The sequence below is a fragment of the Chryseobacterium sp. HR92 genome (genome assembly GCF_045689405.1).
In the GTDB taxonomy this organism is placed as follows: Bacteria; Bacteroidota; Bacteroidia; order Flavobacteriales; family Weeksellaceae; genus Chryseobacterium; species Chryseobacterium viscerum_A.
Map to the genome: position 1 here is coordinate 1 of NZ_CP139139.1, position 25,790 is coordinate 25,790.

27 protein-coding genes are annotated in these 25,790 nt (G+C 35.9%); 21 read left to right on the forward strand and 6 right to left on the reverse strand.

Going from position 1 to position 25,790, the window contains the following annotated elements:
* Positions 1-619 precede the first annotated feature (619 nt).
* The 4 genes from rpiB to SFA27_RS00020 all read left to right on the forward strand — a co-directional run bounded on the left by rpiB (position 620) and on the right by SFA27_RS00020 (position 5,405).
* Positions 620-1,054, forward strand: a complete 435-nt coding sequence (gene rpiB / locus SFA27_RS00005) for a ribose 5-phosphate isomerase B (RefSeq protein WP_047377923.1) — start codon at positions 620-622, stop codon at positions 1,052-1,054.
* A gap of 337 nt (positions 1,055-1,391) precedes the next feature.
* Positions 1,392-3,545, forward strand: coding sequence for a ribonuclease R (gene rnr / locus SFA27_RS00010; RefSeq protein WP_047377924.1), 2,154 nt, complete (start codon positions 1,392-1,394; stop codon positions 3,543-3,545).
* A 247-nt stretch (positions 3,546-3,792) separates the two neighbouring features.
* The gene (locus SFA27_RS00015; RefSeq protein WP_047377926.1) at positions 3,793-4,479 is read left to right on the forward strand and encodes a LysE family translocator; all 687 of its coding nucleotides are present in this window, start codon (positions 3,793-3,795) and stop codon (positions 4,477-4,479) included.
* On the forward strand, positions 4,476-5,405 hold the full coding sequence (locus SFA27_RS00020) for an LD-carboxypeptidase (RefSeq protein WP_407295259.1): 930 nt from the start codon (positions 4,476-4,478) through the stop codon (positions 5,403-5,405). Before SFA27_RS00015 ends, SFA27_RS00020 begins: the two co-directional genes overlap by 4 nt.
* On the opposite strand, the gene SFA27_RS00025 is transcribed toward SFA27_RS00020, so the two are convergent.
* Positions 5,402-6,517 (reverse strand): PQQ-binding-like beta-propeller repeat protein, encoded by a 1,116-nt coding sequence (locus SFA27_RS00025; RefSeq protein WP_407295261.1) that lies wholly within the window; start codon positions 6,515-6,517, stop codon positions 5,402-5,404. The two genes, SFA27_RS00020 and SFA27_RS00025, sit on opposite strands and share 4 nt — an antisense overlap.
* A 37-nt stretch (positions 6,518-6,554) precedes the next feature.
* Here SFA27_RS00025 and SFA27_RS00030 point away from each other — a divergent pair, with 37 nt between their 5' ends.
* The 3 genes from SFA27_RS00030 to tsaB all read left to right on the forward strand — a co-directional run bounded on the left by SFA27_RS00030 (position 6,555) and on the right by tsaB (position 8,509).
* Complete coding sequence (locus tag SFA27_RS00030; protein ID WP_047377928.1) at positions 6,555-6,926, forward strand: YraN family protein; 372 nt, start codon at positions 6,555-6,557, stop codon at positions 6,924-6,926.
* A gap of 79 nt (positions 6,927-7,005) precedes the next feature.
* Positions 7,006-7,755: an SDR family NAD(P)-dependent oxidoreductase gene (locus tag SFA27_RS00035; protein ID WP_407295265.1), complete on the forward strand. Its 750-nt coding sequence runs from the start codon at positions 7,006-7,008 to the stop codon at positions 7,753-7,755.
* A 79-nt stretch (positions 7,756-7,834) separates the two neighbouring features.
* Positions 7,835-8,509, forward strand: coding sequence for a tRNA (adenosine(37)-N6)-threonylcarbamoyltransferase complex dimerization subunit type 1 TsaB (tsaB, locus tag SFA27_RS00040; RefSeq protein ID WP_407295268.1), 675 nt, complete (start codon positions 7,835-7,837; stop codon positions 8,507-8,509).
* Between the two features lie 54 nt (positions 8,510-8,563).
* Here the strand turns inward: tsaB and SFA27_RS00045 are convergent, their stop codons facing one another.
* The 4 genes from SFA27_RS00045 to SFA27_RS00060 all read right to left on the reverse strand — a co-directional run bounded on the left by SFA27_RS00045 (position 8,564) and on the right by SFA27_RS00060 (position 13,132).
* Entirely contained in the window at positions 8,564-11,152 is a 2,589-nt protein-coding gene (locus SFA27_RS00045; protein WP_407295270.1) for a tetratricopeptide repeat protein, read from the reverse strand.
* Between the two features lie 150 nt (positions 11,153-11,302).
* On the reverse strand, positions 11,303-11,866 hold the full coding sequence (locus SFA27_RS00050) for a Maf family nucleotide pyrophosphatase (RefSeq protein WP_407295273.1): 564 nt from the start codon (positions 11,864-11,866) through the stop codon (positions 11,303-11,305).
* 8 nt (positions 11,867-11,874) lie between these two features.
* Positions 11,875-12,393 (reverse strand): KdsC family phosphatase, encoded by a 519-nt coding sequence (locus SFA27_RS00055; protein WP_407295276.1) that lies wholly within the window; start codon positions 12,391-12,393, stop codon positions 11,875-11,877.
* A complete protein-coding gene (locus SFA27_RS00060) occupies positions 12,383-13,132 on the reverse strand; it encodes a Rossmann-like and DUF2520 domain-containing protein (RefSeq protein WP_407295279.1) in 750 nt (249 codons plus the stop codon). Before SFA27_RS00060 ends, SFA27_RS00055 begins: the two co-directional genes overlap by 11 nt.
* A gap of 181 nt (positions 13,133-13,313) precedes the next feature.
* On the opposite strand from SFA27_RS00060, the gene SFA27_RS00065 reads away from it, so the two are divergent.
* The 5 genes from SFA27_RS00065 to lepA all read left to right on the forward strand — a co-directional run bounded on the left by SFA27_RS00065 (position 13,314) and on the right by lepA (position 17,983).
* Entirely contained in the window at positions 13,314-13,865 is a 552-nt protein-coding gene (locus SFA27_RS00065) for an RNA polymerase sigma factor (protein WP_047377935.1), read from the forward strand.
* An 18-nt stretch (positions 13,866-13,883) separates the two neighbouring features.
* The gene (locus SFA27_RS00070) at positions 13,884-14,426 is read left to right on the forward strand and encodes a hypothetical protein (protein WP_407295282.1); all 543 of its coding nucleotides are present in this window, start codon (positions 13,884-13,886) and stop codon (positions 14,424-14,426) included.
* Positions 14,427-14,432: 6 nt separating this feature from the next.
* A complete protein-coding gene (locus SFA27_RS00075) occupies positions 14,433-14,942 on the forward strand; it encodes a hypothetical protein (RefSeq protein ID WP_047377937.1) in 510 nt (169 codons plus the stop codon).
* A gap of 99 nt (positions 14,943-15,041) precedes the next feature.
* A complete protein-coding gene (locus SFA27_RS00080) occupies positions 15,042-16,061 on the forward strand; it encodes a hypothetical protein (RefSeq protein WP_407295285.1) in 1,020 nt (339 codons plus the stop codon).
* Positions 16,062-16,186: 125 nt separating this feature from the next.
* Positions 16,187-17,983, forward strand: coding sequence for a translation elongation factor 4 (lepA, locus tag SFA27_RS00085; protein ID WP_047377939.1), 1,797 nt, complete (start codon positions 16,187-16,189; stop codon positions 17,981-17,983).
* A gap of 45 nt (positions 17,984-18,028) precedes the next feature.
* On the opposite strand, the gene SFA27_RS00090 is transcribed toward lepA, so the two are convergent.
* Positions 18,029-18,670, reverse strand: coding sequence for a DUF1579 domain-containing protein (locus SFA27_RS00090; RefSeq protein WP_407295294.1), 642 nt, complete (start codon positions 18,668-18,670; stop codon positions 18,029-18,031).
* Between the two features lie 140 nt (positions 18,671-18,810).
* Between SFA27_RS00090 and SFA27_RS00095 the strand changes: the two genes are divergently transcribed.
* The 9 genes from SFA27_RS00095 (at position 18,811) to SFA27_RS00135 (ending at position 25,787) form a co-directional block, all read left to right on the forward strand.
* Positions 18,811-19,488 carry an NrtR DNA-binding winged helix domain-containing protein gene (locus SFA27_RS00095; RefSeq protein WP_407298191.1) on the forward strand — a complete coding sequence of 226 codons (678 nt, stop codon included), beginning with the start codon at positions 18,811-18,813 and terminating at the stop codon, positions 19,486-19,488.
* 330 nt (positions 19,489-19,818) lie between these two features.
* Positions 19,819-20,361, forward strand: coding sequence for an NADAR family protein (locus tag SFA27_RS00100; protein ID WP_407295297.1), 543 nt, complete (start codon positions 19,819-19,821; stop codon positions 20,359-20,361).
* Positions 20,362-20,389: 28 nt separating this feature from the next.
* Complete coding sequence (locus SFA27_RS00105; protein WP_407295299.1) at positions 20,390-20,938, forward strand: 2OG-Fe(II) oxygenase; 549 nt, start codon at positions 20,390-20,392, stop codon at positions 20,936-20,938.
* A gap of 77 nt (positions 20,939-21,015) precedes the next feature.
* The gene (locus tag SFA27_RS00110) at positions 21,016-21,351 is read left to right on the forward strand and encodes a hypothetical protein (RefSeq protein WP_407295302.1); all 336 of its coding nucleotides are present in this window, start codon (positions 21,016-21,018) and stop codon (positions 21,349-21,351) included.
* A 2-nt stretch (positions 21,352-21,353) separates the two neighbouring features.
* The gene (locus tag SFA27_RS00115; RefSeq protein WP_264519403.1) at positions 21,354-22,208 is read left to right on the forward strand and encodes a hypothetical protein; all 855 of its coding nucleotides are present in this window, start codon (positions 21,354-21,356) and stop codon (positions 22,206-22,208) included.
* 71 nt (positions 22,209-22,279) lie between these two features.
* Positions 22,280-23,350, forward strand: a complete 1,071-nt coding sequence (locus tag SFA27_RS00120; RefSeq protein ID WP_407295304.1) for an adenylosuccinate synthetase — start codon at positions 22,280-22,282, stop codon at positions 23,348-23,350.
* Between the two features lie 69 nt (positions 23,351-23,419).
* Complete coding sequence (locus SFA27_RS00125; protein ID WP_407295306.1) at positions 23,420-24,652, forward strand: TIGR02452 family protein; 1,233 nt, start codon at positions 23,420-23,422, stop codon at positions 24,650-24,652.
* On the forward strand, positions 24,649-25,284 hold the full coding sequence (locus SFA27_RS00130) for a DUF4291 domain-containing protein (RefSeq protein WP_047377947.1): 636 nt from the start codon (positions 24,649-24,651) through the stop codon (positions 25,282-25,284). Before SFA27_RS00125 ends, SFA27_RS00130 begins: the two co-directional genes overlap by 4 nt.
* A complete protein-coding gene (locus SFA27_RS00135) occupies positions 25,281-25,787 on the forward strand; it encodes an O-acetyl-ADP-ribose deacetylase (RefSeq protein ID WP_047377948.1) in 507 nt (168 codons plus the stop codon). The genes SFA27_RS00130 and SFA27_RS00135 overlap by 4 nt, the downstream gene beginning before the upstream one ends.
* Positions 25,788-25,790 lie beyond the last annotated feature (3 nt).

Consider the following 25,790-nt stretch of genomic DNA (forward strand, 5'->3'; position numbering starts at 1 on the left):
CAAATGAAACTCCTGTGCCCAGATCCCGGTTTGCTTTTCCATAAATCCTGCAAAGACAATTTCATAAATCTCATTGAATTTTCGTTTCACAAATGTAAGGTTTTAAACTTTTTCAACAGATTGATTAAAATAAAAGTTTTCAAAAACTTTCCCCGAACCCAATCACCCATTAATCAACAATTTTTTCTCTTTAAAAAAAAAGAATAATGTAGTTGTTGTTGAGTGTTGTTAGTTTCGGGGATAAGTTTTAGGCTAAAAGTTGGTAACACTCAACTTTTATTCAATTCATATTTAACTCACAATATAAATCCTTGTAAACCCGCTATTTCACATACTTATTAACAAATGTTGGTAACTTTGATAAGAGCCAATTATTAGTTATTTTATTATGGAAAAATCTGGGGATAGCTTGAGAAAAGATCTGGAAAGTTGTGGTAAAAATTTACGGAAAGATTTTCCATTACGAAATAAATTGGTCTTTAAAAATAGAAAGTTGATAAAAGTTTTCCACAGTTATTAACATACCTCTTAACAATTAACTCAGGGTTTACTAACACGAATTGTTATTATTCTTACCTTTGTATGGAAATAGAATCTAATAAAGCTTAATAAGAGTATTATGAAAAGAAAAATTGCTATCGCAGCGGACCATGCAGGCTATGAATATAAGGAGATTGTTAAGAACTACCTTTCAGAACGTTTTGAAGTTCAGGATTTTGGAACGTTTTCCACAAACAGTGTGGATTATCCAGACTTTGTACACCCTGCTGCAACCTCTGTTGAAAACGGAGAAAATGAGCTCGGAATTCTGATCTGTGGAAGCGGAAACGGAGTTCAGATCACTGCGAACAAACACCAGAAAATAAGATGTGCATTGTGCTGGATGCCGGAGATTGCAACACTGGCAAGACAGCATAATGATGCCAATATGATTTCAATGCCTGCAAGATTTATATCAAAGGAGTTGGCGATTGAGATTGTAGACAGATTTCTTTCAACAGACTTTGAAGGTGGAAGACACCAGAACAGAGTTGATAAAATTGCAGTTTGCTAAATATACTAAGGCTTGTAATATGATTTACAAGCCTTATTTATTTTTTATTCGTACATTTGCAGTGTCCAATAGAAATTACACTCTATTATTCTCTAAAGCCTTTCTTATATTTGAAACATATTTAATAGAAGGTTTTTCTCTTTTCTTCTCCAGAATTGTATTAAATTTATACAAAACTAAAGCTCCCGTTCTAAGTAAACTGAAAGATAATTTCTGATGATGTACGGAAAGAATCTAATGATGAAATTGAATAACCTTATATAAAGGAATGAATGGGGAAAGATTTAGAAAAAGGTTTTATTTGAACTAAGACCAAATTAATTAAAAGAAAATTAAAATGCCAAAAAAAAGAAAATATATAAGTCATAAAAATGATTTAAAAATGATGGAGATCGGAAGACTGATCCTCCGTTTTATGAATGCGAATTCATCCAAAATTTATAATTATAAGCAGATTGCTGATGGGATAGATTACAAAAATCCAAGACAAAGAGAACTTGTCATTCAGGCTCTGCATAAACTTCAGGGATCCGAAAAGATCAAAGAAGTAGAAAAAGGAAAATATATAGTGAACCTCAAAATTGCAGGAACGCTTACCGGAACTATTGACTTCAACCAAAGCGGAAATGCTTACGTAAGTGTGGAAGGATTGGAAGATGATGTGTTCGTTCACGCCAAAAATGTGAAGGATGCCCTGCAGGGAGATAAGGTTCTTATTATAACTTATCATTATAAAGGAAAGAAACTTGAAGGCTCTGTTCTGGAAGTTTTGGAGCGTACCAGAACTGAATTTGTAGGAACATTTCAGAAGGTAGCTCATAAAGAATTTGGGTTTGTTGTTTGTGATAAAAAATCAATCAATACAGATATCTTTATTCCAAAAGGAAAATTCAACAATGCTGAAGATGGAGATAAAGTAATCGTAAAAATGACAGAATGGAGACCGGGAGATAAAAATCCTGAAGGAGAAATTATCCAGGTGCTGGGTGCTCCGGGAGAACATGAAACGGAAATCCACTCTATCCTTGCAGAATATGGTCTGCCTTACGAGTTTCCATCAGAAGTGGAAGCAGATGCAGATAAAATAGACAGAAGTATTACGGACGAAGAAGCTGCAAAACGTTGGGATATGCGTAATATCTGTACATTTACGATTGACCCTAAAGATGCTAAGGATTTTGATGATGCACTATCCATAAGAAAACTGGAAAACGGAAACTGGGAAATCGGAGTTCACATTGCTGATGTATCTCATTATGTGGTTCCGGGAACTATTCTTGATGATGAAGCGTATAAGAGAGCTACTTCGGTATATCTTGTTGACAGAGTTGTTCCGATGCTGCCGGAAGTTTTGAGTAATGATGTTTGTTCCCTTCGTCCCAACGAAGATAAATATACTTTTTCAGCAGTTTTTGAACTGAATGAAGAGGCTGAAATTCAGAAACAGTGGTTTGGAAGAACAGTGATTCATTCAGACAGAAGATTTACTTATGAGGAAGCTCAGGAACGTATAGAAAGCGGCCAGGGAGATCTGGCGGAAGAGATCAATACGCTTGACAGGCTGGCAAAGATTATGCGTCATGAACGTATACGAAGAGGAGCTATTACTTTTGACAGAAGTGAAGTAAGATTCAATCTGGATGAAAATAATGAACCGATTGGAGTGTACTTTAAAATTAGTAAGGATTCCAATCACCTGATCGAAGAATTCATGCTTTTGGCCAATAAAAAAGTATCTGAATATGTATCTCTAAGTAGAAAAGGTGAAATCACCAACAATACATTTATTTACAGGGTTCACGATGATCCGGATCCGGCAAAACTGGAATCTTTAAGAGATTTTGTGGCTACTTTCGGGTATAAAATGAATCTTGCCAATACCAAAAAGGTTGCAGAATCTTTGAATAAGCTTCTTCACGATGTAAAAGGAAAAGGCGAAGAGAATATGATTGAAACTCTTGCGATGAGAAGTATGAGCAAGGCAGTATATTCTACAGAACCGATTGGCCACTATGGTCTTGGTTTTGAGTATTACAGTCACTTTACCTCTCCTATCCGCCGTTACCCGGATTTACTTGCACACCGTCTTCTTCAGCATTATCTGGATGGAGGAAAATCTCCAAACAGAGGTGAACTTGAAGACAAAGCAAAACACTGCAGTGCGATGGAAAGACTGGCAGCAGATGCAGAAAGAGACTCTATCAAATTTATGCAGGTGAAATTCATGGAAAAACACTTGGGGGAAACTTTCAAAGGAGTGATTTCCGGAGTAGCAGAATTCGGTTTCTGGGTTGAAATTCCTGAAAACGGTGCTGAAGGATTGATCAAATTGAGAGACCTTGTAGATGACTCATACATGTATGATGCAAAAACCCATGCGGTATACGGAATAAGACACGGAAACAAGTATCAGTTGGGAGATGAAGTTCAGATCAAAGTGGTAAAAGCCAACCTGATCCAGAAGCAGCTTGATTTCCAGATTGTGAAGTAAAAAATATGTCTTAAAATAAGACTGCAGATAAAATTATAGAAAGGCTGAAATGTTAATGAACATTCAGCCTTTTATTTTTTTAAGCAAAAACTTTTGAATATACTCTCCTCTCCTATTTTCTTAAAAACTTTACATTAAACTCTCCTTAAAATCTACTTGATATATCACAACTTTATTGAATAATTAAATCATAAAGTATAACTTTGTATAAAACGAAATGAATTTTTTTCATTTTAAAACACATTAAATGCTAGAACTTGTACTATCGGCGATCATATTAGGATTCATGCTGAGCTTGGTTTTTATAGGACCTATATTCTTCCTGTTAATTGAAACCAGCTTTTCCAGAGGCCCAAAACATGCCTTATCATTGGATCTTGGAGTTATCACAGCAGATTTATTATGTATCGTAGCGGCATATTATGCCAGTACAGATATCGTAGCTTTAATTGATAAGCATCCTGGCTTCTACAGGATCACTTCCATTCTTATTTTTATTTACGGAGTCGTGATGCTGGTTACCAAAACCAAGATGCATTTGCCCGGCGAAGAAAAGATCATTGGCCAAAATTATATTAAGACATTTTTCAATGGTTTTTTCTTTAATCTTTTAAATGTTGGAGTCATCCTTTTCTGGCTGGTAACGGTAATTTCCGTAAGAAATCAATATCCGGACACCAGCAGTTTTATTTTATACATAGGGATCGTACTGGCCACTTACCTTTCAATAGATCTTGCCAAGATATTTCTTGCGAAGCAATTTCACGATAAATTAACACAAAAACTGGCCAACCAAATCAGAAGAGTTGTTGGCTGTATTCTTATTATTTTCAGTTTCTTTATCTTCCTGCAGAGTTTCAAAAAGTTCAATCAGTTTGAAAGACAGTTGGAAGAAGCAGAAAAGAAAGAAGTAAAATATCAAAAAACAAAATGAAAAAAATAATCTTTCCAAAGTCCCTTAAAAAAGGCGACAAAATAGCTGTTATTTCTCCTGCAGGAGCCGTAGATGCCTCTCAAATGGAAAAGGGAATAGAAATGATTAAAAGCAGAGGTTTTGAACCCGTTCTCGGAGAACACCTTTACACCAGATTTTCAAACGGATACAATTATGCCGGAACAGAACAGGAAAGAATAAAAGATATCAACTGGGCTTTAAATGATACAGAAATCAAGGCAATATGGGCTTCCAGAGGAGGTTATGGATGCCAGCACCTGATTCAGCACCTGAAAATGAAAGGTTTTACAGAAAATCCGAAATGGTATATCGGGTATTCTGATAACACGGTTATACAAAGCTATCTGTTGAAAAAAGGGTTTGTATCCATTCATGGGCAGACCATCAAAACATCAAGTTTCGGCGTTACTAATGACAGCTATGATCTGATCTTCGATATTTTAAAGGGGAAAACCCCAAAATACAGCCTTGAACCGCATCAATTCAATAAGGAAGGGAATATTAAAGGAGAACTGATTGGAGGGAATTTAGCCCTTATCTACGCTCTTTTAGGGACCAGATATTCTTTTGACTTTAAAGACAAAATTTTGTTTATTGAAGATATCGGGGAAAACTTCTATGCACTGGACCGTATGATCATGAGTCTTGAGCTTGCAGGAGTTTTCAGTAAGATCAAAGGACTTATCGTTGGTGGGATGACCAATATGGGTGACGAAAAAGAAAATAAAAGCTATGAAGAAAGCTTTGATGAGTTTGCCTATAAACTGATCTCTGACAGAATTTCAAAATATAAATTCCCTGTAGTATTTGCTTTCCCGAATGGGCATATTAAAGATAACCGTCCATTGATTATTGGAAGTGAAATTAAGGTAAAAGTTGATAATAAAGTAAAGGTAGAGTTTTAATCTCTACCTCCGGACTTACTTGGATAAACTAATTTCCCGTCTTTATTAATAATTACTGGAGCTGAAGTGGTGATTGACTTGATTGGAAATCTCCACTTTTCTGTGCCATCGTTTTCGGAAAAAGCATATACATAGTTTGAACCACCACCGCCAATAAAAACTGTACCATCTGTAGAGACAGCCTCTGCACTATTGGAGTAAATTGTTTTCTGCCACTTTGTATTTCCTGTCTGTTTATCTATAACAGTAATATTTCCTGAACTGGAATTTACAGAAATGTAATTTTCATTAACAAATGGGCTGCTGGAATAGTTACCCGAATTATAAGATTGCCAAACAATATTTCCTGTTAAAGCATCTATTTTATATAAAGAATTTTCATCAGTTGTATATAAGTACCCATCTGAAATTGTTGGTGAAGAACGCTCAATAGAGCCTCCAAGTTGTTTTTTCCAGTTCAGTTCACCTGTAGATTTGTTAATATTGTAAATATTACCATTTCTATTTCCGATATAAAGGTTATTCTGCACTATGGAAGAAGAAGAAGAATTAAAAAGGCCACCTGCATAATATTTCCATTTGAGAACTCCATTATTCTGATCTAGGGCATAAATATAGCCATCATCACTGGCAAAATACACAATTTCCCCGGATACTACTGGACTTGAACTCACATTAAAGCCGGTAGAATATTTCCATTTTAATTCCCCGGTTGCCGCATTTAGTGCATAGAAATCATCGTCATCACTTCCAAAGAAAACAGTATTATTAGAAACATAAACACTTGATTCTATTGCTTCATGCGCTTTAAACTTCCATAATAAATTTCCATTACCAGCATCCAATGCATACAGGTAACTGTCTGTACAACCAACATATAATACGTTATTATTATAAAAAGCAGTACTATATTCAAAACGGCCATTAGGAACTGAAAACGCCCATTTTAATTGTCCATTCTGAGAATTAATAGCATAATATTCATTGGTTCCGCCAATAAACATTATGTTTTTCGGATTATTATTGGTTTGAGCTTCATCGATATCATCAGATGAAGAGCAGCTGATTGAACATGCTAATAAGGTAAAACAAAAAAGTAAATTAAATTTCATAGGTTTGAAAAAGTAAGGCAAAAATACAAAATATATTATGGCAGATCACAATGACTTCGGTATCTTAGCAGAAGATTTAGCAGTTGAACATTTGAAAAAAAATGGCTACAAAATCCTTGTCAGAAACTTTCGTTTTCAGAAAAATGAAATAGATATTATTGCTGAAAAAGATAATTTGATTATCATAGTGGAAGTGAAGGCAAGATCTACTGATGCCTTTATGCTCCCTCAGGAAGCTGTAACCAAAACAAAAATAAAATCAATTGTTTCTGCAGCCAATCATTATCTCGAAGAATTCAATAAAGATAGCGAAGTCAGATTTGATATTATCTCCGTTCTTCCTGATGAAAACAAAAACTTAAAGATTGACCACATAGCCGATGCTTTTCATGCATTGGATGCCAATTAATAAATCAAAAACAATGTATGAAGGAACAATATCATACTCCTGGAAAGTATTCCATTCATACCGTTAATAAACAATTTTTATGAAGACAGTATTAATCACCGGAGCTACTTCCGGTATAGGTAAAGCCACTGCAGAGCTTCTTGCAAAACAAGGAAACAGAATCATTATCTGCGGAAGAAGAAGGGAAGTATTGGAAACTGTAAAATCAGAGCTTTCTCAATATACCGAAATGTTTAGTTTATTGTTTGATGTAAGGAATCTTGAAGAAGTGGAAGCCGCTATTAATTCGCTTCCTGAAAACTGGAAAGAGATTGATGTTCTGATCAATAATGCCGGAAACGCTCATGGATTAGATCCTCTTTCAGCTGGTAAGACCGATGACTGGGATTCTATGATTGACGGAAATGTGAAGGGACTGCTCTACGTTTCTAAAATGATCATCCCGATTATGAAAACTAAAAATTTAGGTCATATAGTAAACATCAGTTCTGTGGCAGCAAGACAGACTTACGCAAATGGGGTAGTGTACTGTGCAACGAAAAAAGCAGTAGACGTTATTTCAGAAGGAATGAGACTGGAGCTTACCGAATTTGGAATCAAAGTAACCAATATTCAGCCGGGAGCTGTAGAGACTGATTTCTCTTTGGTGAGATTTAAGGGTGACAGCGAGAAAGCTTCAACGGTATATGCAGGGTATGATGCCCTGAAAGCAGAAGATATTGCTGACGCTATTGCTTATTGTGTGAATGCTCCGAAACATGTTACCGTTTCAGATATGACAATCTACCCGAGTGCTCAGGCAGAACCGAGAACGATTTATAGAAAATAGTCAAAATAATGGCTAAATTTGCAGAATATTAAAGCAATGTTGCGAAAAGCAAGATCGCTGTTTAGCTTAAAACAAGAAAATGAAAATTCTATATCTGGAAACATCATCCAAAAACTGTTCGGTAGCGGTATCAGACAATGAAAAACTACTGTGCGTGTGTGAAGAAGTTTCCGAAAATTATAAACAGTCTGAAAGCCTTCATACCTATGTAGAATGGGCGTTGGAAGGAGCTGGTATTGCTCTTAAAGATATCGAAGCTGTTTCTTTGGGAAAAGGCCCCGGATCTTATACAGGGTTAAGGATTGGTGCAGCTTCTGCGAAGGGGTTCTGCTATGGCCTTAAAGTTCCTCTGATTGCTGTGAATTCTCTTGAAAGCATGATAGAGCCTTTTTTAGACGATAACTACGACTTGATAGTACCTTTGATTGACGCGAGGAGAATGGAGGCCTATACGGCCGTTTATGACGGTAGTACAGGGAAAGAACTATCTGAAACCGAAGCCAAGATTCTGGACGAAACTTCTTTTGAAGAATTCAGAGATAAAAAAGTATTGTTTGTAGGAGATGGGGCTAAGAAGGCAAAAGAGATTCTGAATCTTCCTGATGCCGTTTTTAACGAGAGTGTTTATCCTTCCGCACAATATCTTATCAGAAAGACATTGGAAAAAATAGAAAATAAAGAATTTGAAGATATGGCTTATTTTGAGCCTTTCTACCTCAAAGATTTCCATGGAGTAAAGAAAAAGAACTCGTAGATTGTTTTAAACAACTGCATAAAAAAAGCGAAGATACATCTTCGCTTTTTTATTTTATTGAGGTCTTGGCGGTGCCTTTGACGCTGGTTTGGTGGTTTCTGTTGTTTTCTTATTTTTTTGCTGCTGCTGGGAAGGATTTCCCTGCTGTGGAGCAGGATCCATATTCAGGGTTTGTGTACTTATATTTTCCAGCTTTTGTACTTTTCCATTGTTCATTTGCGGAACGCCGGTATTCTGGGCATTAGGCTGTGCAGGTGTTCCTCCGGGTTGTTGCGGAACAGCATTTCCTTTATTATCCGTTGCCTGGAAGCTGAGATCACTTTTCAGATAAACCAGCATTTCTTTGGCTCTTATCCCTTCAGGAGTTTTAGAATAATTCAGTGCAATCTGTTCAAGCTGCAGAATCATGACTTCCTTTCCACTGGATTTCCCAGCATTGAATGCATTAAGCAGGTATAATTTAGGGACCAGTGCATCCTTCGGAAATTTTTGAAGAGTCTGATCTATAACCTCCTTACTTTCTGCAAATTTTTCTGATTCAAATAAGGCATATGCCTTTTTATATTCATTTTCAACTTCTTCTGTTGATTTTACGAAAGATTTGTTTTTAGGATTTCTGGCAAATTCAGCATAAGAAGTGTAGGGATAATCTGCTAAGAGAATCTGCTTTGCCCTTTCAGAAGCCTGTGGATTTTTCTCATAATTCATGGCAAAAATCTCATACAATGCCTGCAGCATTACCTTTTCTTCCGGTTTTACATCTACAAGATCATACAGCGTTTTTGTAGCCAGGGGAGTGTTGGTAAAATAGTTCTGATACATAATTCCCAGACCTAATGAAGCGGTATCTCTGTCCTTTTTCAACTGAGACAATTTGCCTTGATCTGTAGGGATCTGCTCAATATAGTAAGAGGGCTCAAAACGTCTAGGATTAGGTGCTGAAGTTACTCCCAGGGCTTCATTTTTCATATCTTCAATGGAAGCCATTTTCTTGGAAAAACGCCAGTTATCAGCAAGAGCACGATCTCCCCAGACTTGTTTAAAGGTAGATGTTCCTTTACTTACAGTTCCGGTGTTTCCGAAGTAAAATCCTTTGGTAGTCACCCCGAAATCCTCAAAAGCATTGGAGCTATTTGCAAAAATAGAATTAGCGCTGTAGTCTCCGGTATCAAATCCTTTGCTCCTTTCTGCGCGTCTTCTTTCCTGTTCCTCTTTTTCCTCTTTAATCTTTAATTTGGCTATATATTTGGTGAAATAGTCTGTTTTCTGGCCCTCATCCATCTTGGCCAGTGAAAGAATACTGTCATTCTTTTTGATCAGATAATAATTCTTTGAAATCTTTTTGATGTAGGCAGACTGGTCTTTTAAAAGGATTTTTGAGGGCTCATATGTCATTACTGCAAGCGCAGAGTCATAATAGCTTCCGGCTCCAATGTAATCATTCTTGTCAAGATAGCTTTTACCTATTTCGTAATAAGCCAATCCACGGATCTGAGGGTCAGAAACCTTTTCAAAAAGAGATTTTCTGAAGAATTGTTGGGCTTCATCTTTTTTTCCCGCTTTGTTGGCCATTAAACCTAAAGCATAATAAAATTCATTTTTTCTGGAACCGTAAGTACCTTTCTTACTGATTCCTTCCAGATAATTTTTGGCTCCGGCATAGTCACCTTTACCATTAAAAGTTTTAGCAATGGCAATCTGAGATTTTACTTCAAACTCAAAATCATTGGCATATTTATATGCTGCGGTATAGCTTTCTCTTGCTTTGTCATTCTGGTTCAGATTTTCTAAAACCTGACCTCTCAGATAAGCAATTCTGCTCTTTAGTTTTCTGTTGCTGTTCAGTTCAAAAGCTTCATCAAGTTCTTTGGCTGCCTCTTCCTTTTTACCTGCATCCAACAGAGATTCAGAATAATAGATGCTCAGCAGTTTTGCATAGCTTTTATTAATGTCTTCTCCTTTCAGTTTAGCAAAAGTTTCATGAGCTCTGTGATAATCTTTGATTTGATCATAGGCAAGACCCTGATAAATTCTTGCCAGTGCAATTCTTTTATCGTCTTTCATGTGGGTGAACACATAATTAAGAGCATCCAGCGCTTCCAGGGATTTACCTCTATAAATTCTCGCCTGGGCAAGAATCATATAGGCATCAAAAATCTGTTTATTTTTCTCTTCACCGTTTCTGGTGACAGAATATTTATTAATTGCTTTTAAAGCTTTTGCTTCTGCAATTTCAAGGGTGGTAGCTCCTTTACCTTGTTCTCCGTCAGGTCTTGCGGGGGCATTTCCTTGTGGCCCACCAGGGATATTCGGTACTCCGGAATTTCCTCTTCCTGAAGGTTTGTTGGCTACTTCAGCCATTTTCATGGAGTTTTCGGCAAAAGCCTCCGATTGTCCAAGATCACTTCCTAAAGGCTGTTCTTCATAGGTAAGAATAGGAATATAAGGGGCATAAAAATTATCTTTATGTCCTTTATCTCTGGTTGTAAACTCACTGTTTAATGCATCTTTCGCATTAAAAAGAGTATTATAATATGTGGAAAATCCTTTCAATAGCTTTGATCGCTGCTCCGGCTTTTTTGTCTTGGTAGCACAGGAAGCAACAAGGCATATCACTAAAAGGAATAATATATTCTTTTTCATTATTCAATTATAACTTGCTAATCTGCTTTTTATTATCAGCAGTTTGATGATTTTGTAAAAATAATAAAATTTTATAATGAATAATATTTATATTTCTTGTGGAAATATTTTATTTCTTCTTTAACTGATATTCGAAACTTCAATAATTTCTTAAATCAGAGAGGTTTCTTTCAATATTTTGTAAACAAGGTGGGTAGGAAGTCCCATAATGGTATAAAAACTTCCTGTAAGGCTTGTGATCTTTGCCATTCCAAGCCATTCCTGAATACCATAGCTGCCCGCTTTATCGAAAGGCTTATAGTTTTGAATATAATAGTTTATTTCTTTATCAGAGAGCTTATCAAGAGTAACATCGGCAACATCGGTTTCGGTAATAGATTTATCTGCCGTTTTGATAGTAATTCCTGTGTAAACCTGATGGGTTCTTCCTGAAAGGCTTTGAAGCATCATAAAGGCGTCAGCTTCATCTTTGGGCTTTCCAAGAATCTGATTGTCAATAGCTACTACAGTATCAGCAGTCAGTAGGACTTCATCTACCTCCAGAGGTCTGAAAGCATCAGCTTTTAAATCAGACAGGTAAGCTGCGGCTTCTTCAATTTTTATATGTGCAGGAAGAATTTCTTCACAGTCAATTTTTACGACTTCAAATTCAAAACCAAGGCTTGAAAGAAGTTCTTTTCTTCTTGGTGATTGAGATGCTAAAAGTAATTTCATACCGATAATTATACAGATTGAGTATTATCATCATGCCAGTTTCCCTGCACCTTCATTACCTGTTCAATCACATCGCGTACTGCTCCGGCTCCTCCTTTTTTCGGAGAAATATAATCGGAGATTCCTTTTACCTCAGGAACTGCATTTTCAGGGCATGCCGCAATAGCTGAACTTTCCATGATATGAATATCCGGAAGATCATCACCCATCGTCAGGATTTCTTCATTTTTAAGGTTATGTTTCTTCTTAAAATCTTCAAAATCCTCTATTTTGTTGTGGGATTTAGGGTAGTAATCATGGATACCCAGATAATTGATTCTGTGTTTTACCATTTCATCATTTCCACCGGTAATCACTCCAATCAAATAGTTATTTTTTAATGCCTTTACTACTGCATATCCGTCCAGAACATTCATTACCCTGCACATATTTCCTCCGGGAAGCAGATAAACACTTCCGTCTGTGAAAACTCCGTCAACATCAAATACAAATGCCTTAATATCTTTTAATTTCTCTTTATAACTCATACATTTTCTGAATAGAATGATTCATTGTTTTATAAATTTCAAGACTTTCGTCTTTTAATAACTCTTCATGCAGCTGTAAAATTCTTACGTCATTTCTCACTGCAGGTCCGGTCTGTGCCTGTTTAGGTTCAATTTCATAAATTTTCTGAACCGTTTCATCAATCAGCGGTAAAAAATAATCAAACGGAATCTCCTGAGAATCCGAAATTTCTTTAGCCCTTGAAAAAAGATGATTCACAAAATTACAGGCAAAAACAGCTGTTAAATGAATATATTTTCTTTTTTCGTGGCTGCTTTCCATTACTTTTTCTGAAATCTGTGAAGCGAGGTCAAGCAATATTTTTTGATCTCCTTCATTTTCTGCTTCTACGAAAAATGGAATTTTTTCATATTCCAGCTCTTTTGATTTTGAAAAGGTCTGTAAAGGATAGAAGCTGGCTTTCCTGTACTCACCAGTTAAGGCTTCTTTTGGAAGCGATCCTGATGTATGGGCAACCAAACAATCTTTTTTAACAATGATCTTTGAAACTTCTTCTACAGAATTATCACTTACACAGATGATATAAAGATCTGCCTCCTCCAGATGATCTGTGGAATAAGGAATGTTTAATTCTTCTGAAATCTTACTTAATTCTTTTTCGTTCCTGCCAAAAATCTGGGCCAGGGGAATGCTTTTCAAAGTAAAAGCTTTTGCCATATGATAGGCAACATTTCCGGAACCAATGATTACAATTTGCATATAACAAATATAAGATTTTAAGCCGAGCCGGGAAAGGAAGATGATTTCAGAAATTCAGTACTTCAATATAGGCACGTTTATTGCGTAAGTGTCTCATATTATTTTTAATATTTAAATTGAAAATTGAGTTTTTAATTTAACTTTCAGCTATTTTTGTAATCCAAAACAATGAAGGCATCTTATGAAGATTAAGGACGCGGAAATTATTTCGTTGATGCAGAATCCACGGACCCAGGATAAAGGTGTCCGGGCCTTGATGGATGCCTATCAAAGCAGATTGTACTGGCACATAAGAAGAATTATTGTGGACGGAGATCTTGCACAGGATACTTTGCAGGAAACTTTTATTAAAGCTTATCAAAATTTTCATCAGTTCAAAAATGATAGCCAGCTGTATACCTGGTTGTACAGAATTGCAACCAACGAAGCATTACAGCAGGTGAACAAAATGAAGAAGATGCAGAAAACTGATGAAGATCCTGAGTATCACATGCAGAATCTTGTGGCCGACAATACAGAAGGAGATGCCGAAGAAATACAGATTTTGCTGCAGAGCGCTATACAAAGCCTGCCCGAGAAGCAGAAACTGGTATTTATGATGCGGTATTATGATGATTTGCCCTACGAAGAAATATCAAAAATTGTAGATATGTCAGTAGGAACTCTGAAAACAAATTATCATTATGCCAAACAGAAGATAGAAGATTATATTAAAGAAAATTACGAAAGATAATTTTTGACCCCAACAAAGATGAAAGAGTTCGACATAGAAAAATTAGAGCGTAAGAACATTTACACAGTTCCTGATAATATGTTTAAAAATATTCAGGAGAACGTTATGAATGATATAAAGACAAGTAAAAAAGCACCTGTCTTTAAGCTGAACTGGATGTATGCCGCAGCGGCATCACTGGCTTTGATTTTTGGAGCAACTTATGTTTTCAATTCGGATAATGATTCTGTTCAAAAAGAATTGAATTCTGAAACAGCATATGCAGCCAATACCAAAGAACCCAAAACTGAAGGTGAGCTCGCTTATGAAACTTTAAAATCTGATTTAACTTCTGTTGAAAATAATGATCAAACAGTTGAAAATCAAAAGAATAATGATAGTTATGCTTATAAAAGTGTAAACGAAACTGAAAAAACAATTGAGGCACCAAAACAGGTGAAAACCGTAAAGAAAAAAGAAGAAACACAAATGAATGAATATCTGGACTCGTTTTCTAATTCTGAAATTGCAGAGTTAGCAAGTAATTCGACTCAGGACGTTTATTTGGATATTTATAATTAAAAGAAAATGAAAAAGATATTATTGACGTTTTTGATTATTTATGGCTTTGGATTAAATGCCCAAAGAACTGATTACGACTGGAAAAAGATGGATCCTAAGCAAAGAAAGGAAGTCATCAATAATCTTTCTCCGGAAGAGAGAAAAGAGCTCCTTAAGAAATTCAGGAACAATATGATCATGGATAATCTGAATGTTGATCCAGGTGATAAAGCAGAATTTACACAACTGTATAACGAATATCTGGACAGCCAGAAACAAATAAAAAGTCAGTTTAATTCAAGTTTTGATCCTGAAACTTTAACGGATGAAGAAGCAAAAGCAAAATTGCAGCAAAGCTTTGAAGTAGGACAAAAGTTATTGGATAACAGAAAAAAATATGCAGAAAAAATGCAGCAGGTAATTCCCTGCCAAAAAGTTCTGAAGCTGTTTCAATCTGAGAAAATGATGAAAGATAAAATGGATGAAAGAAAACCTCACGGAAACAATAATGCTTCGGGACCTAAACAAAACCCATAATAGTTTATTTTTTTAATGTTGGACGGCTCTTACAGATCTTTCTGTGAGAGCCGTTTAATTTTACAACAAAAAAATTACTTTTACCGGAAAGTATCACTTATGAAAAAAACGCTTTTCTTTTTATTATTTTCGATAGTATTATTTGGACAGAAAATAGAAACGATTGATCTTTCAAAATCTATTAAAGACAACAAAAACTTTGTTAAAAGCCTTATGGTGATAGATCAGAGAGCCAGCCAGGAAGTTGGTACAGTTATGTATCATAAGGACGAGGTGAAAGTTGTTTTCGAAAATAATGCCGCTAAAGACATAGAAGACTGGTTTTATAAATACAATCCGGTAAGAGGAAGTAATGACATGGTTCTTTTGCTGGAAAGGTTGAATATTTCAGAAGACAAAAAAGAAAAGTACTCTATAGGAAAGCTTGAATTAAGAGCGAGTACATTCCTTAAAAAAGAAGACGGATATCATTTTATTGACAGAAAAGATACGGTAGCAATTGTTTCATCCCGTACAACACCATATCTGGCACAAAGTCTGGCAAGAAAAACGACTTTAATTCTTACTGACCTGTTTAAAGAATCTTATAAAGGAGAACCTTGGGAATTTAGTATTTCAGAAAATGATCTTCCTAACTATGCCTCTGTATTAAAAGAAAAACTTAATATCCTAAAAGCAAACGAATTGAAAGATGGCGTGTACAAAGATTATTATAGTTTTTTTACTCATAATCCTGAACCCGGATTTGCTTTACAAGCTAATGATAAAGGAGTTGTTACAAAGGCAGTAAAAGGAGATGAGAAAACGGGAATAAGACATTTTTATGCTTTTGTGCATAAAGGGATAGCATATAAAAATATTCCTGTTGGTTATACTGAGATTTTTAAAGATGAGAACGGCATTTTTATTGAAGTAACAAAAGCAGAATTATTTCCTGAAACAACTGCAAGTAGTGTTACAATTGGTGTTGCTGCAGGTGGTCTGGTTGGTGGTGTTATTGGAGCAGTTATTGATATCAGCGGGTCGAATAAAAAGAAGAATACTTTGGGCCCTAAAGTTTATCTTGATCCTTTTACAGGAAATTATTTGTTGCCGGATGACTTTGGGAAAGCAAAATAATATTGAAAAAAAGAGAAAAATTTAACTTCTCTTCTTATTGTTATCTGTGTTTCAGTTAAAAGAAAGAATTAAGAATGAAAAATTCTCTTGCATTTTCTTATCTTTGCAAATTACAAGATTCTTAAATGAAAAACATACGAAATTTTTGCATAATCGCTCATATCGACCACGGTAAAAGTACCCTGGCAGACCGTCTATTGGAGTATACGAATACCGTGACCCAAAGAGAATTACAGTCTCAGACGCTTGATGATATGGATTTGGAGAAAGAACGTGGGATTACAATCAAGTCACACGCCATCCAAATGGATTATGAGTATAAAGGAGAAAAATATATTTTAAACCTTATTGATACACCGGGACACGTTGACTTTTCTTATGAAGTATCCCGTTCTATTGCTGCCTGTGAAGGAGCACTTCTTATCGTAGATGCTGCACAGAGTATTCAGGCACAAACCATCAGTAACCTGTATCTGGCATTGGAAAATGATTTGACAATCATTCCGATTCTAAATAAAATTGACCTTCCGTCTGCAAATCCTGAAGAAGTAACAGATGAGATTATGAATCTTATCGGATGTGAATATGAAGATGTATTGAGAGTTTCAGGAAAAACAGGAGAAGGTGTTCATCATCTTTTGGAGCAGATCGTAGAAAGAATTCCTGCACCGATAGGAAATCCTGACGGACCGCTTCAGGCCCTGATTTTTGACTCTGTATACAACCCGTTCAGAGGTATTGAAGCCTATTTCAAAGTGGTGAACGGAAGCATTACTAAGAACGAAAAGATTAAGTTCTTCGCAACCGGAAAAGAATATGGAGCTGATGAAGTAGGAACATTGAAATTGAAACAGGTTCCGAAGAAAACCATTCAGTGTGGAGATGTAGGGTACCTGGTTTCCGGAATTAAAGATGCCCGTGAGGTAAAAGTAGGAGATACCATCACTTCTTTTGAAAAACCAGCTGAAGGCCCTATCGATGGATTCGAGGAAGTAAAGCCAATGGTATTTGCCGGGATTTATCCAATTGATTCTGAGGATTTTGAGGAGCTTAGGTTCTCCCTTGAAAAATTAAGACTTAATGATGCTTCTTTGGTTTTTGAACCGGAAAGTTCTGCTGCTCTTGGTTTTGGTTTCCGTTGCGGATTCTTAGGAATGCTTCACATGGAAATCGTTCAGGAACGTCTTGACAGAGAGTTTAATATGAACGTAATCACAACAGTACCGAACGTTTCATATTTTGGATATACTAAAAAAGAACCTGAAGTTCCGATTCTGATCAACAATCCGTCTGAAATGATGGATCCTTCAACAATGGATAGAGTAGAAGAACCTTTCATCAAGGCTTCAATCATTACAAAATCCGATTTCGTAGGAGCAGTAATGACCTTATGTATCGAAAAAAGAGGAGAAATCGTTAACCAGAGTTATTTAACATCAGAAAGAGTGGAATTGATTTTCAATATGCCGCTTGCTGAAGTTGTATTCGACTTCTATGACAGATTAAAATCAATCTCTAAGGGATATGCTTCATTCGATTATCACCCAATCGGATTCAGAGCTTCCAAGCTTGTAAAAATGGATATCCTGATCAATGGTGATATGGTAGATGCACTATCTTCATTGATTCACGATTCTAATGCTTATTATATCGGTAAAAGAATGTGTGAAAAGCTTCGTGAGCTGATTCCGAGACAACAGTTTGATATTGCTGTTCAGGCTGCATTAGGGACTAAAGTAATCGCAAGAGAAACTATTAAGGCCTTAAGAAAAGACGTTACTGCAAAATGTTATGGTGGGGATATCTCCAGAAAGCGTAAGCTATTGGAAAAGCAGAAAGAAGGTAAGAAGAAAATGAAGCAGATTGGTAGAGTAGAAGTACCACAATCAGCGTTCATGGCTGTATTAAAACTGAATGATTAATTCATTATAAAATAAAAACCGCTTCATCAGAAGCGGTTTTTTTGTTTATTTTTTACGGGTATACTTTATTTCCATTGTTTTGTACTCTTTCCCTGTTTTGGAATCAGGGCCGTACATTTCCAGCTTTTGATTATTGTCATCTACAAAGGTGAATACTTCTCTGAAGTCACAATCTTTTCCAGGTCTTGAAGGATCAGTCATTTTTCCTTTAAATTCAACTGATTTTGTGGAAGCATTCCAATCTCCTTCGCTATGCATGATTCCGGTTCCCATATTGTCTATCCAAGTACTGACAAACTTCTTCTTTGCGTTGTCATATCCTACAATGCTCATACCCTCAAATGGCATTCCCATAAAGTCACCTTTGTGATTTGTGATCTGATAACGTCCGCCAAACATCATTTTATTGGTAGCTTCAGATTTACTCATCATAGGTTTTGCTCCGTTTTCCATCCACATGGTAGTTTCTCCTGTCCAGGTTCCGTCAGATTTGGCCAGCATTTTTTGCATTTCTCCCGGAGTTGAGTATGCCATCCAGTCTTTCATGGCTGTTGCGGAATCTACAGGTTTCCATTCAGAAGTCGAAGCAGAATCGGCTTTGTCAGCAGTATTGGCTGCAGTTGTTTTTCCTTTCTCACATGCTGTTAATAAAAAAACAATAAAAAGAATTGTTAATACATTTTTCATAATAATTTAGTTTTAAGATGGTTAGAATGATAACTTAAAGATAAAACTTTTATTATAAACGAAATTATTTTTTAATTTGGGCATAAATTGTAACTTTGTGTATTCATAACGCAAATTAATTTATGGAGTCTCCAAAAAAAATACAGGATATAAAAGTGGCTGTAGATGCCGTCATTTTCGGATATTTTGATAAAAAAGATCTTCAGATCCTTCTTATTAAAAGAAATATCGAACCTTTTAAAGGAGGCTGGGCGCTTCCGGGAGGGCTTGTTCTTGATGAGGAAAGCGTAGATGATGCGGTAAAACGGGAACTTTATGAAGAAGCAGGCATAAAGCCTGATTTTCTGGAGCAACTCTACACATTTGGTAATCTGGGCCGGGATCCGAGGAACAGAGTGGTTTCTATAGCTTATCTGGGGCTTGTGAACCCATCTTATCATGAACTGTTTGCAGATTCTGATGCAGAAGATGCACAATGGTTCAGTATTAATAAACTTCCTTCAGTGGCTTTTGACCACAAAACAATTATTGAGACTGCTTTAAAAAGACTTCGCACAAAAATTCAATATCAACCAATCGGCTTCAATCTTCTCAATGAAGAATTTCCCTTCTCAGACCTTGAAAATCTTTATAAAACAATTGTAGGTCAGGAAATAGACAGGAGAAATTTCCGTAAGAAAATCATGAGTTACGGACTGCTTAATGAAACCAATAATGTTAAAAAAGAAGGCAGCGGCAGGCCTGGTAAGCTTTTTACATTCAATAAAGAGAAATATAAAGAGCTTGAAGAACAGGGCTTTTATTTTGAAATTAAATAGTTTTTTAAACACAAATTTCACAAATAGATTCACACAAATCTTCACAAATATATTAGGAGTAATAAAGAATTGTATTAAAAAATTAATAAATAATGCATTCAATAGAAACGGGCTTTAGCCCGTTTTTTTATGATCAATTCAATTGGCTTTAGCCTAAGCATACTAAAGATTTGTGTCATTTGTGATTAAAATTTGAGTTATTCATGGTTTGAAAAAATAAATTTTTATAATTGAAAATCAATTGTTTATATTTATTAGCGTAAAATTAACACAAATAAATTTGGTGCAAAGACTGATATTATTTTAAATTTGTGTAAAAATAACACAATCATGAATTACACCTTACAGAATATTACAGAACGTTTTCAAAAGAAGGAAAGAATAAAATTTCTTTTTTTCTGGGGGCATACCGCAAAAGATATTGTCACCAAATCATGTTTTAGCCAATGGTATCCTGGAAAATTTGAAGAAAACGGGATCATATATAAAACGGCAGAACACTATATGATGGCCGGAAAAGCAAGATTATTTAATGATCCTGAAACAGAAGAAGAAATCTTAAAGGCGGCAACTCCCAACCAGGCAAAAGCTTTAGGCCGAAAAGTAAAAAACTTTAATCCGATACTTTGGGACGAGCATAAGTATGAAATTGTAACCCAGGGAAATCTTTTAAAATTCTCTCAAAATCAGAAATTTAAAGACTTTCTTTTGTCAACCGTAGATAAAATTCTTGTAGAAGCGAGTCCGTATGACAGAATCTGGGGAATTGGGATGCTGGAAACAGACAGCAGAGCAGAAAATCCTTTACTCTGGAACGGAGAAAATCTTTTAGGATTTGCTTTGATGGAAGTAAGAGATGAATTAAGAAAGTAAAAAACAACACCAACACAAAATAGGAATCATGGAAAAAATAGAACTACACCCACAGATATTTCTGATTGAAGATTTTCTTACCGAAACAGAATGTGATCATTATATCAGTCTTTCGCAGGAAAAAGTTTTTGAAGAAGCAAAGATTAATGTATTTGGACGCCAGCAGATGAATAAAGGAGTCAGAAATAATGATAGGCTAATGATCTTTGATGAAACAATGGCTGAAGGTCTGTTTAAAAAAGCATCTGAATTTCTACCTCAGGAACAAGATGGATATCAGCTTCTTAACTTTAATGAAATGCTTAGAGTGTATCGATATGCTCCCGGACAACAGTTTAAAATGCACAGAGATGGAAGCTATATCAGAAATGAAAATGAGAAAAGCTTTTACACCTTTATGATCTATCTGAATGATGATTTTGAAGGAGGAGAAACAGAATTTGAAAACCTTTTTACAGTAGCTCCGAAGAAAGGAACCGCACTTATTTTTCACCATCCGTTAAGGCATGAAGGAAAAACTCTGATCAGCGGATTGAAATATGTTTTGAGAACAGATGTAATGTATTCAAAAATTTAAATCATCCGGAAAAAAGAGAGGCGTTATTATGTCTTGTTTAATTAGCGTAATATTAACACAAATAAAAATAATTGATCGTGGAAGATGAATTAAAACCAAGATTTATCGAATCATTACAAAGAAATAATGATCAGATCAGAGAAGACCGTGCAAGGATCATCGGAGCAGATTCCGAACTGATCTACAAACGCAGAGTTGAAGATATCGAATTAAAAATCAAAAGACTTGAGCGCGAACAGGAAGGGCTTATTGATATCAGTCCTTTAGACAGGAACAGTCTGACTTTTGCGGATTTTAATCCCGAAGCATTCGTTCAGAAAGACATAGAATTATCATTAACAATCAGAAATCTGAATATTCAGCTTGAAGTTACCCAAAAGAGATTTGAATATTTATTTGGAAAAATAGTATAGTCATGGGAAGTACAAGATACGATTTAGACGCTCGTTATGACAGAGCAAGAAAAGCAGGTTACGGAACAAAATCCGCGGGTGAAATTTTTACCCAGAATGCCAAAAGAATGGCTCATGAATCGATGAATCCTCACGGAATTTCCTTCAGAGAATCCAGAGACTCAGAAGTTCACCCCAACTCAGTTCCGATTATTTTGGGATTGGATGTTACCGGAAGCATGGGACATATTCCTCACGAACTGATCAGAGATGGATTACCAAAACTAATGGGAGGAATTATTCAGGGAGGTGTTCCTGATCCGGCCTTGTTGTTTCTTGGAATCGGAGATCATGAATGCGATGGTTACCCGCTACAGGTTGGCCAGTTTGAATCAGGGGACGCAGAATTGGATATGTGGCTCACCCGTACTTATATTGAATCAGGTGGAGGTGGAAATGCCGGAGAAAGCTATCTTTTAGCCTGGTATTTTGCTGCTTTTCATACCAGAACAGATGCCTTTGAAAAAAGAAAGCAAAAAGGATTACTGTTTACCGTTGGTGATGAACCCTGTTTAAAAACGCTTCCTGCTTCCGCCATCAGAGAAATTATGGGAAAAGGACAGCAAACTTATACTCATCTTGAATTGCTGGAAGAAGTAAAGAAGAAGTACGAAGTATACCATATCAGTGTTTTACATTCAGATCAGGCGCTGAGAGCAGACAGAGGGTGGAAAGAACTATTGGGAAAAAATTGTATCTCCATAGAAGATCACAGAGAAATTCCGAATGTTATTAAAGAAATCATCTGCAATAAATTTAAAAATCAAACCTTTGGAACAACAGAAACAGAAGGATTAGATCAATTTCAAATGCTTTAAAACAGAGCAATTGCCATCAAGGAAATTAAAAACATAAATGAAGATGGCAAAGGCTTTCAAAAAAAAAGGACATGAAAAAGGCACAGATAGTAATAGGACTTGGTTTTGGTGATGAAGGAAAAGGGATTACAACAGATTTTTTGGCTTCAAAGAACCCGGAGGCGGTTGTAATCCGCTTTTCAGGGGGTCAGCAGGCTGCCCATACGGTGATGATTGATGATAAAAAGCATGTACATTCAAGTTTTGCCAGCGGGTCTCTTCGCGGATTACCCTCTTACTTCACTGAGCATTGTACCATTCATCCTGTTTTTCTGCTCAATGAGAGAGAAGAATTAAAAACAAAGAACGGAAATATTGAACTTCATATTCATCCATTGGCAAAGGTTACGACTCCTTTTGACGTATGGCAGAACAGAACCAATGCAAGAAATCTGGAACACGGAACTTGTGGAAAAGGAATAGGAGCAACTATGAAAAGGCATGAAAGTCCTTATAAACTGTTTGCTATAGACCTGATTGCTCCGAGAGAAATGCTGATGGAAAAACTAAAAGGAATCGCTTATTATTACGGTTTTGTAGATGAAAGTGAGATCAGTGAACTTTTGCACCCTTTTTTAGAAGCTATTGACAGTATTGATTGGAAAATAGATGATTATAGCTACCTGGCTTGCTTTGATCACCTTATTTTTGAAGGAAGTCAGGGTATTTTACTCGATATGGATCATGGTGTTTTTCCCAATGTGACCTATGCTCATACCAGGTCAAAAAATGCATACGAAATCTGTAAGCTTTTAAAAATTGAAGATATTGAAATGTATTATGTGACCAGAAGTTACGGCACCCGCCACGGAAACGGCTGGATGAGCAGTGAAAAAGAAATGAACCTGAAAAATAATGAAGAAGAAACCTGTACATTTAATGAATATCAGAAGGGTTTAAGAACAGGAGAAATAGATTATAACCTTTTGAATTATGCCTTAAAACTGGATGGAGCGTATGTATCTCCGGTTAAAAAGAAGCTTGTTGTTACCTGTTTAGATCAGCTAGATGAGAAATTTAAACTAGAAAATCTGGATATAGAATTTGATGCAGTCTATGGATCATATTCTCCGTATTCAAAAGATTTTAAACAGATTTTTTAAATCCTGCAGATACAAGTATTAATTTTATATTTAATAGAAGAATGATTAATGATTGAAAAAATAATAACCATGAAAACTACAACATTATACAGACCCGTAGGAGAAAAAGAAATGATCTTAATTATAGAAAGTGGATTTAGAAAATTTCCTCCTAGATTAGAATGGCAGCCTATTTTTTATCCCGTTCTTGATGAAAACTATGCTTCAGAGATTGCCGAAAAATGGAACACCAGAGATGAAGCCGGAAACTATCTTGGTTTTGTAACCCAGTTTGAGGTATTGGGTGAAGTTGCAGATCAATATCCTGCACAGAATGTAGGAGCAAGAAACCACAACGAACTATGGGTGCCATCAGAAGAGTTGGATGGTTTTAATAAGGCAATTGTAGGAAACATCAAAGTAACCAAAGTATTTATAGGAGATGAATTTGAGAAAGCTGCGAATAGTGAGTTGGAAGAATTGATGTCTAATATTAAAAAACTAACAATGACAAATAAAGGAATGGCAAAAGATACCTTGGATATCCTCGCCAAAAAATATTATATCAACGAACATAACGAAAAAATAACTATAGAAAAAGAACTGGAAATCTGTAAAAAAGAAACCGTTCTTTTCACCCCGGAACAACTTTCTGAAATGAAAGAATCAACAATGCCGGAAGCCAGTTTTGACACAAAAATTGAAACCTGGAAATGCAGTTCTTTAAAAGCAATTTTACAATTAGCCGAAGAAGAAAATCAGGGGAAAATTATGTGTCTGAACTTTGCATCAGCAAAAAATCCGGGCGGAGGTTTTATCAACGGAGCAGAAGCACAGGAAGAAAGCCTGGCAAGAACCTCAGGTTTATATGAAAGCTTACTTCAGGCATGGGATTATTATACGATTCACCGTGCAATGGAATCCTGTTTTTACACAGATACAATGATTTACAGCCCCAAAGTTCCGGTTTTCAGGAAAGATAAGGGTGAGTTGCTTCCTAAACCCGTACTGTGTAATTTTATCACTTCTCCGGCAGTCAATGCAGGTGTAGTAAAACGTCAGGAACCGGAAAGAGCACATGAAATTCTCGATGCAATGGATCTTAGAATGGATAAAATGCTTTCATTGGCTTTACAGCAAAGAAATGAAGTCCTGATCTTAGGAGCTTGGGGATGCGGTGTTTTCAAAAATGATCCAAATGATATTGCAGGATTATTCAGAAAATATATCAAGGGAAAATATAAAAATAAATTTAAGAGAGTGGTTTTCGCGGTGCTTACCAAGAAAGAAGAAATGCTGAAACCATTTGAAGAAATAGAATGAACATCAAAGTAAAAAAATATAAAGAACAATTTCGGGACTGGCCTCAACAAGGGTATCATATCATGGCTCAATATGATGATGAAAAAATTATAGTGTACCAATCATATAGAAAGGAGATAGGAGAATTTGCTGTTAAAAACCAATTCTTTGGCGGAAGTTTTAGTCTGGAAAGAATGACGTGGATAAAGCCTAATTTTCTTTGGATGATGTACAGGAATGGCTGGGGAAGAAAAGAAGATCAGGAATGTGTTCTGGCAATTCATTTGAAGAAAGAAGCCTTCATAAAATATCTGGAAAATGCAGTATATTCCTCTTATCATAAAAAGCTTGGAATCTCAAGAGAAGAATGGCAGGATCAGGTAAAAGAATCCTCAGTAAGGCTGCAGTGGGATCCGGATCATGATCCTTTTGGAAATAAACTGGAACGACGAGCCATACAGATTGGCTTGCGGAATGAATTTACTCGTTCTTTTGCTAAGAAAGATATTATTCTCATTGAAAATATTTCAGATTTTGTAAAGGAACAATACCAGTTTGTATTGAATGATGATTTGAATAATCTGATCATTCCTGAAGAAAAGCCACTATTATTTGATGATGAGGTTTTAAACAAAAAACTCAATTTAAAATGAAAATTGAATTAATAAAAGGAGATATCACAAAGATCAATGCTGATGCAATTGTCAATGCAGCCAATTCGTCTTTACTTGGTGGAGGCGGGGTAGATGGAGCCATTCACAGAGCTGGAGGTCCGGATATATTAGAAGAATGCAGAGCAATTAGAAACAGACAAGGCAAATGCAATACTGGTGAAGCTGTAATAACTGGTGCAGGAAATCTTCCGGCCAGATATGTTATCCATACGGTAGGCCCGGTTTGGAATGGAAATGAAGAAAAAGAATCTAAGTTTCTGGCAGATTGTTACCATAATTCATTGAAATTGGCTGAAAATCTTGGTGTAAAAACCATTGCTTTTCCCAATATCAGTACAGGTGTATACAGATTTCCAAAAGAACTGGCAGGAAAAATTGCGGTAGACGAGGTCAGAAAATTTCATTCAGATATTATTGAGAAAGTTATTTTTGTTTGCTTTGATGATGAAAATGAAATGATTTACAAAAAACTATTAGATTAAACC

Excerpts from the sequence above, each read along its gene's own strand:
- rpiB (WP_047377923.1), top strand. The coding sequence starts at position 620 with ATGAAAAGAAAAATTGCTATCGCAGCGGACCATGCAGGCTATGAATAT.
- rnr (WP_047377924.1), top strand. The coding sequence starts at position 1,392 with ATGCCAAAAAAAAGAAAATATATAAGTCATAAAAATGATTTAAAAATG.
- SFA27_RS00015 (WP_047377926.1), top strand. The coding sequence starts at position 3,793 with ATGCTAGAACTTGTACTATCGGCGATCATATTAGGATTCATGCTGAGC.
- SFA27_RS00020 (WP_407295259.1), top strand. The coding sequence starts at position 4,476 with ATGAAAAAAATAATCTTTCCAAAGTCCCTTAAAAAAGGCGACAAAATA.
- SFA27_RS00025 (WP_407295261.1), bottom strand. The coding sequence starts at position 6,517 with ATGAAATTTAATTTACTTTTTTGTTTTACCTTATTAGCATGTTCAATC.
- SFA27_RS00030 (WP_047377928.1), top strand. The coding sequence starts at position 6,555 with ATGGCAGATCACAATGACTTCGGTATCTTAGCAGAAGATTTAGCAGTT.
- SFA27_RS00035 (WP_407295265.1), top strand. The coding sequence starts at position 7,006 with ATGAAGACAGTATTAATCACCGGAGCTACTTCCGGTATAGGTAAAGCC.
- tsaB (WP_407295268.1), top strand. The coding sequence starts at position 7,835 with ATGAAAATTCTATATCTGGAAACATCATCCAAAAACTGTTCGGTAGCG.
- SFA27_RS00045 (WP_407295270.1), bottom strand. The coding sequence starts at position 11,152 with ATGAAAAAGAATATATTATTCCTTTTAGTGATATGCCTTGTTGCTTCC.
- SFA27_RS00050 (WP_407295273.1), bottom strand. The coding sequence starts at position 11,866 with ATGAAATTACTTTTAGCATCTCAATCACCAAGAAGAAAAGAACTTCTT.
- SFA27_RS00055 (WP_407295276.1), bottom strand. The coding sequence starts at position 12,393 with ATGAGTTATAAAGAGAAATTAAAAGATATTAAGGCATTTGTATTTGAT.
- SFA27_RS00060 (WP_407295279.1), bottom strand. The coding sequence starts at position 13,132 with ATGCAAATTGTAATCATTGGTTCCGGAAATGTTGCCTATCATATGGCA.
- SFA27_RS00065 (WP_047377935.1), top strand. The coding sequence starts at position 13,314 with ATGAAGATTAAGGACGCGGAAATTATTTCGTTGATGCAGAATCCACGG.
- SFA27_RS00070 (WP_407295282.1), top strand. The coding sequence starts at position 13,884 with ATGAAAGAGTTCGACATAGAAAAATTAGAGCGTAAGAACATTTACACA.
- SFA27_RS00075 (WP_047377937.1), top strand. The coding sequence starts at position 14,433 with ATGAAAAAGATATTATTGACGTTTTTGATTATTTATGGCTTTGGATTA.
- SFA27_RS00080 (WP_407295285.1), top strand. The coding sequence starts at position 15,042 with ATGAAAAAAACGCTTTTCTTTTTATTATTTTCGATAGTATTATTTGGA.
- lepA (WP_047377939.1), top strand. The coding sequence starts at position 16,187 with ATGAAAAACATACGAAATTTTTGCATAATCGCTCATATCGACCACGGT.
- SFA27_RS00090 (WP_407295294.1), bottom strand. The coding sequence starts at position 18,670 with ATGAAAAATGTATTAACAATTCTTTTTATTGTTTTTTTATTAACAGCA.
- SFA27_RS00100 (WP_407295297.1), top strand. The coding sequence starts at position 19,819 with ATGAATTACACCTTACAGAATATTACAGAACGTTTTCAAAAGAAGGAA.
- SFA27_RS00105 (WP_407295299.1), top strand. The coding sequence starts at position 20,390 with ATGGAAAAAATAGAACTACACCCACAGATATTTCTGATTGAAGATTTT.
- SFA27_RS00115 (WP_264519403.1), top strand. The coding sequence starts at position 21,354 with ATGGGAAGTACAAGATACGATTTAGACGCTCGTTATGACAGAGCAAGA.
- SFA27_RS00120 (WP_407295304.1), top strand. The coding sequence starts at position 22,280 with ATGAAAAAGGCACAGATAGTAATAGGACTTGGTTTTGGTGATGAAGGA.
- SFA27_RS00125 (WP_407295306.1), top strand. The coding sequence starts at position 23,420 with ATGAAAACTACAACATTATACAGACCCGTAGGAGAAAAAGAAATGATC.
- SFA27_RS00130 (WP_047377947.1), top strand. The coding sequence starts at position 24,649 with ATGAACATCAAAGTAAAAAAATATAAAGAACAATTTCGGGACTGGCCT.
- SFA27_RS00135 (WP_047377948.1), top strand. The coding sequence starts at position 25,281 with ATGAAAATTGAATTAATAAAAGGAGATATCACAAAGATCAATGCTGAT.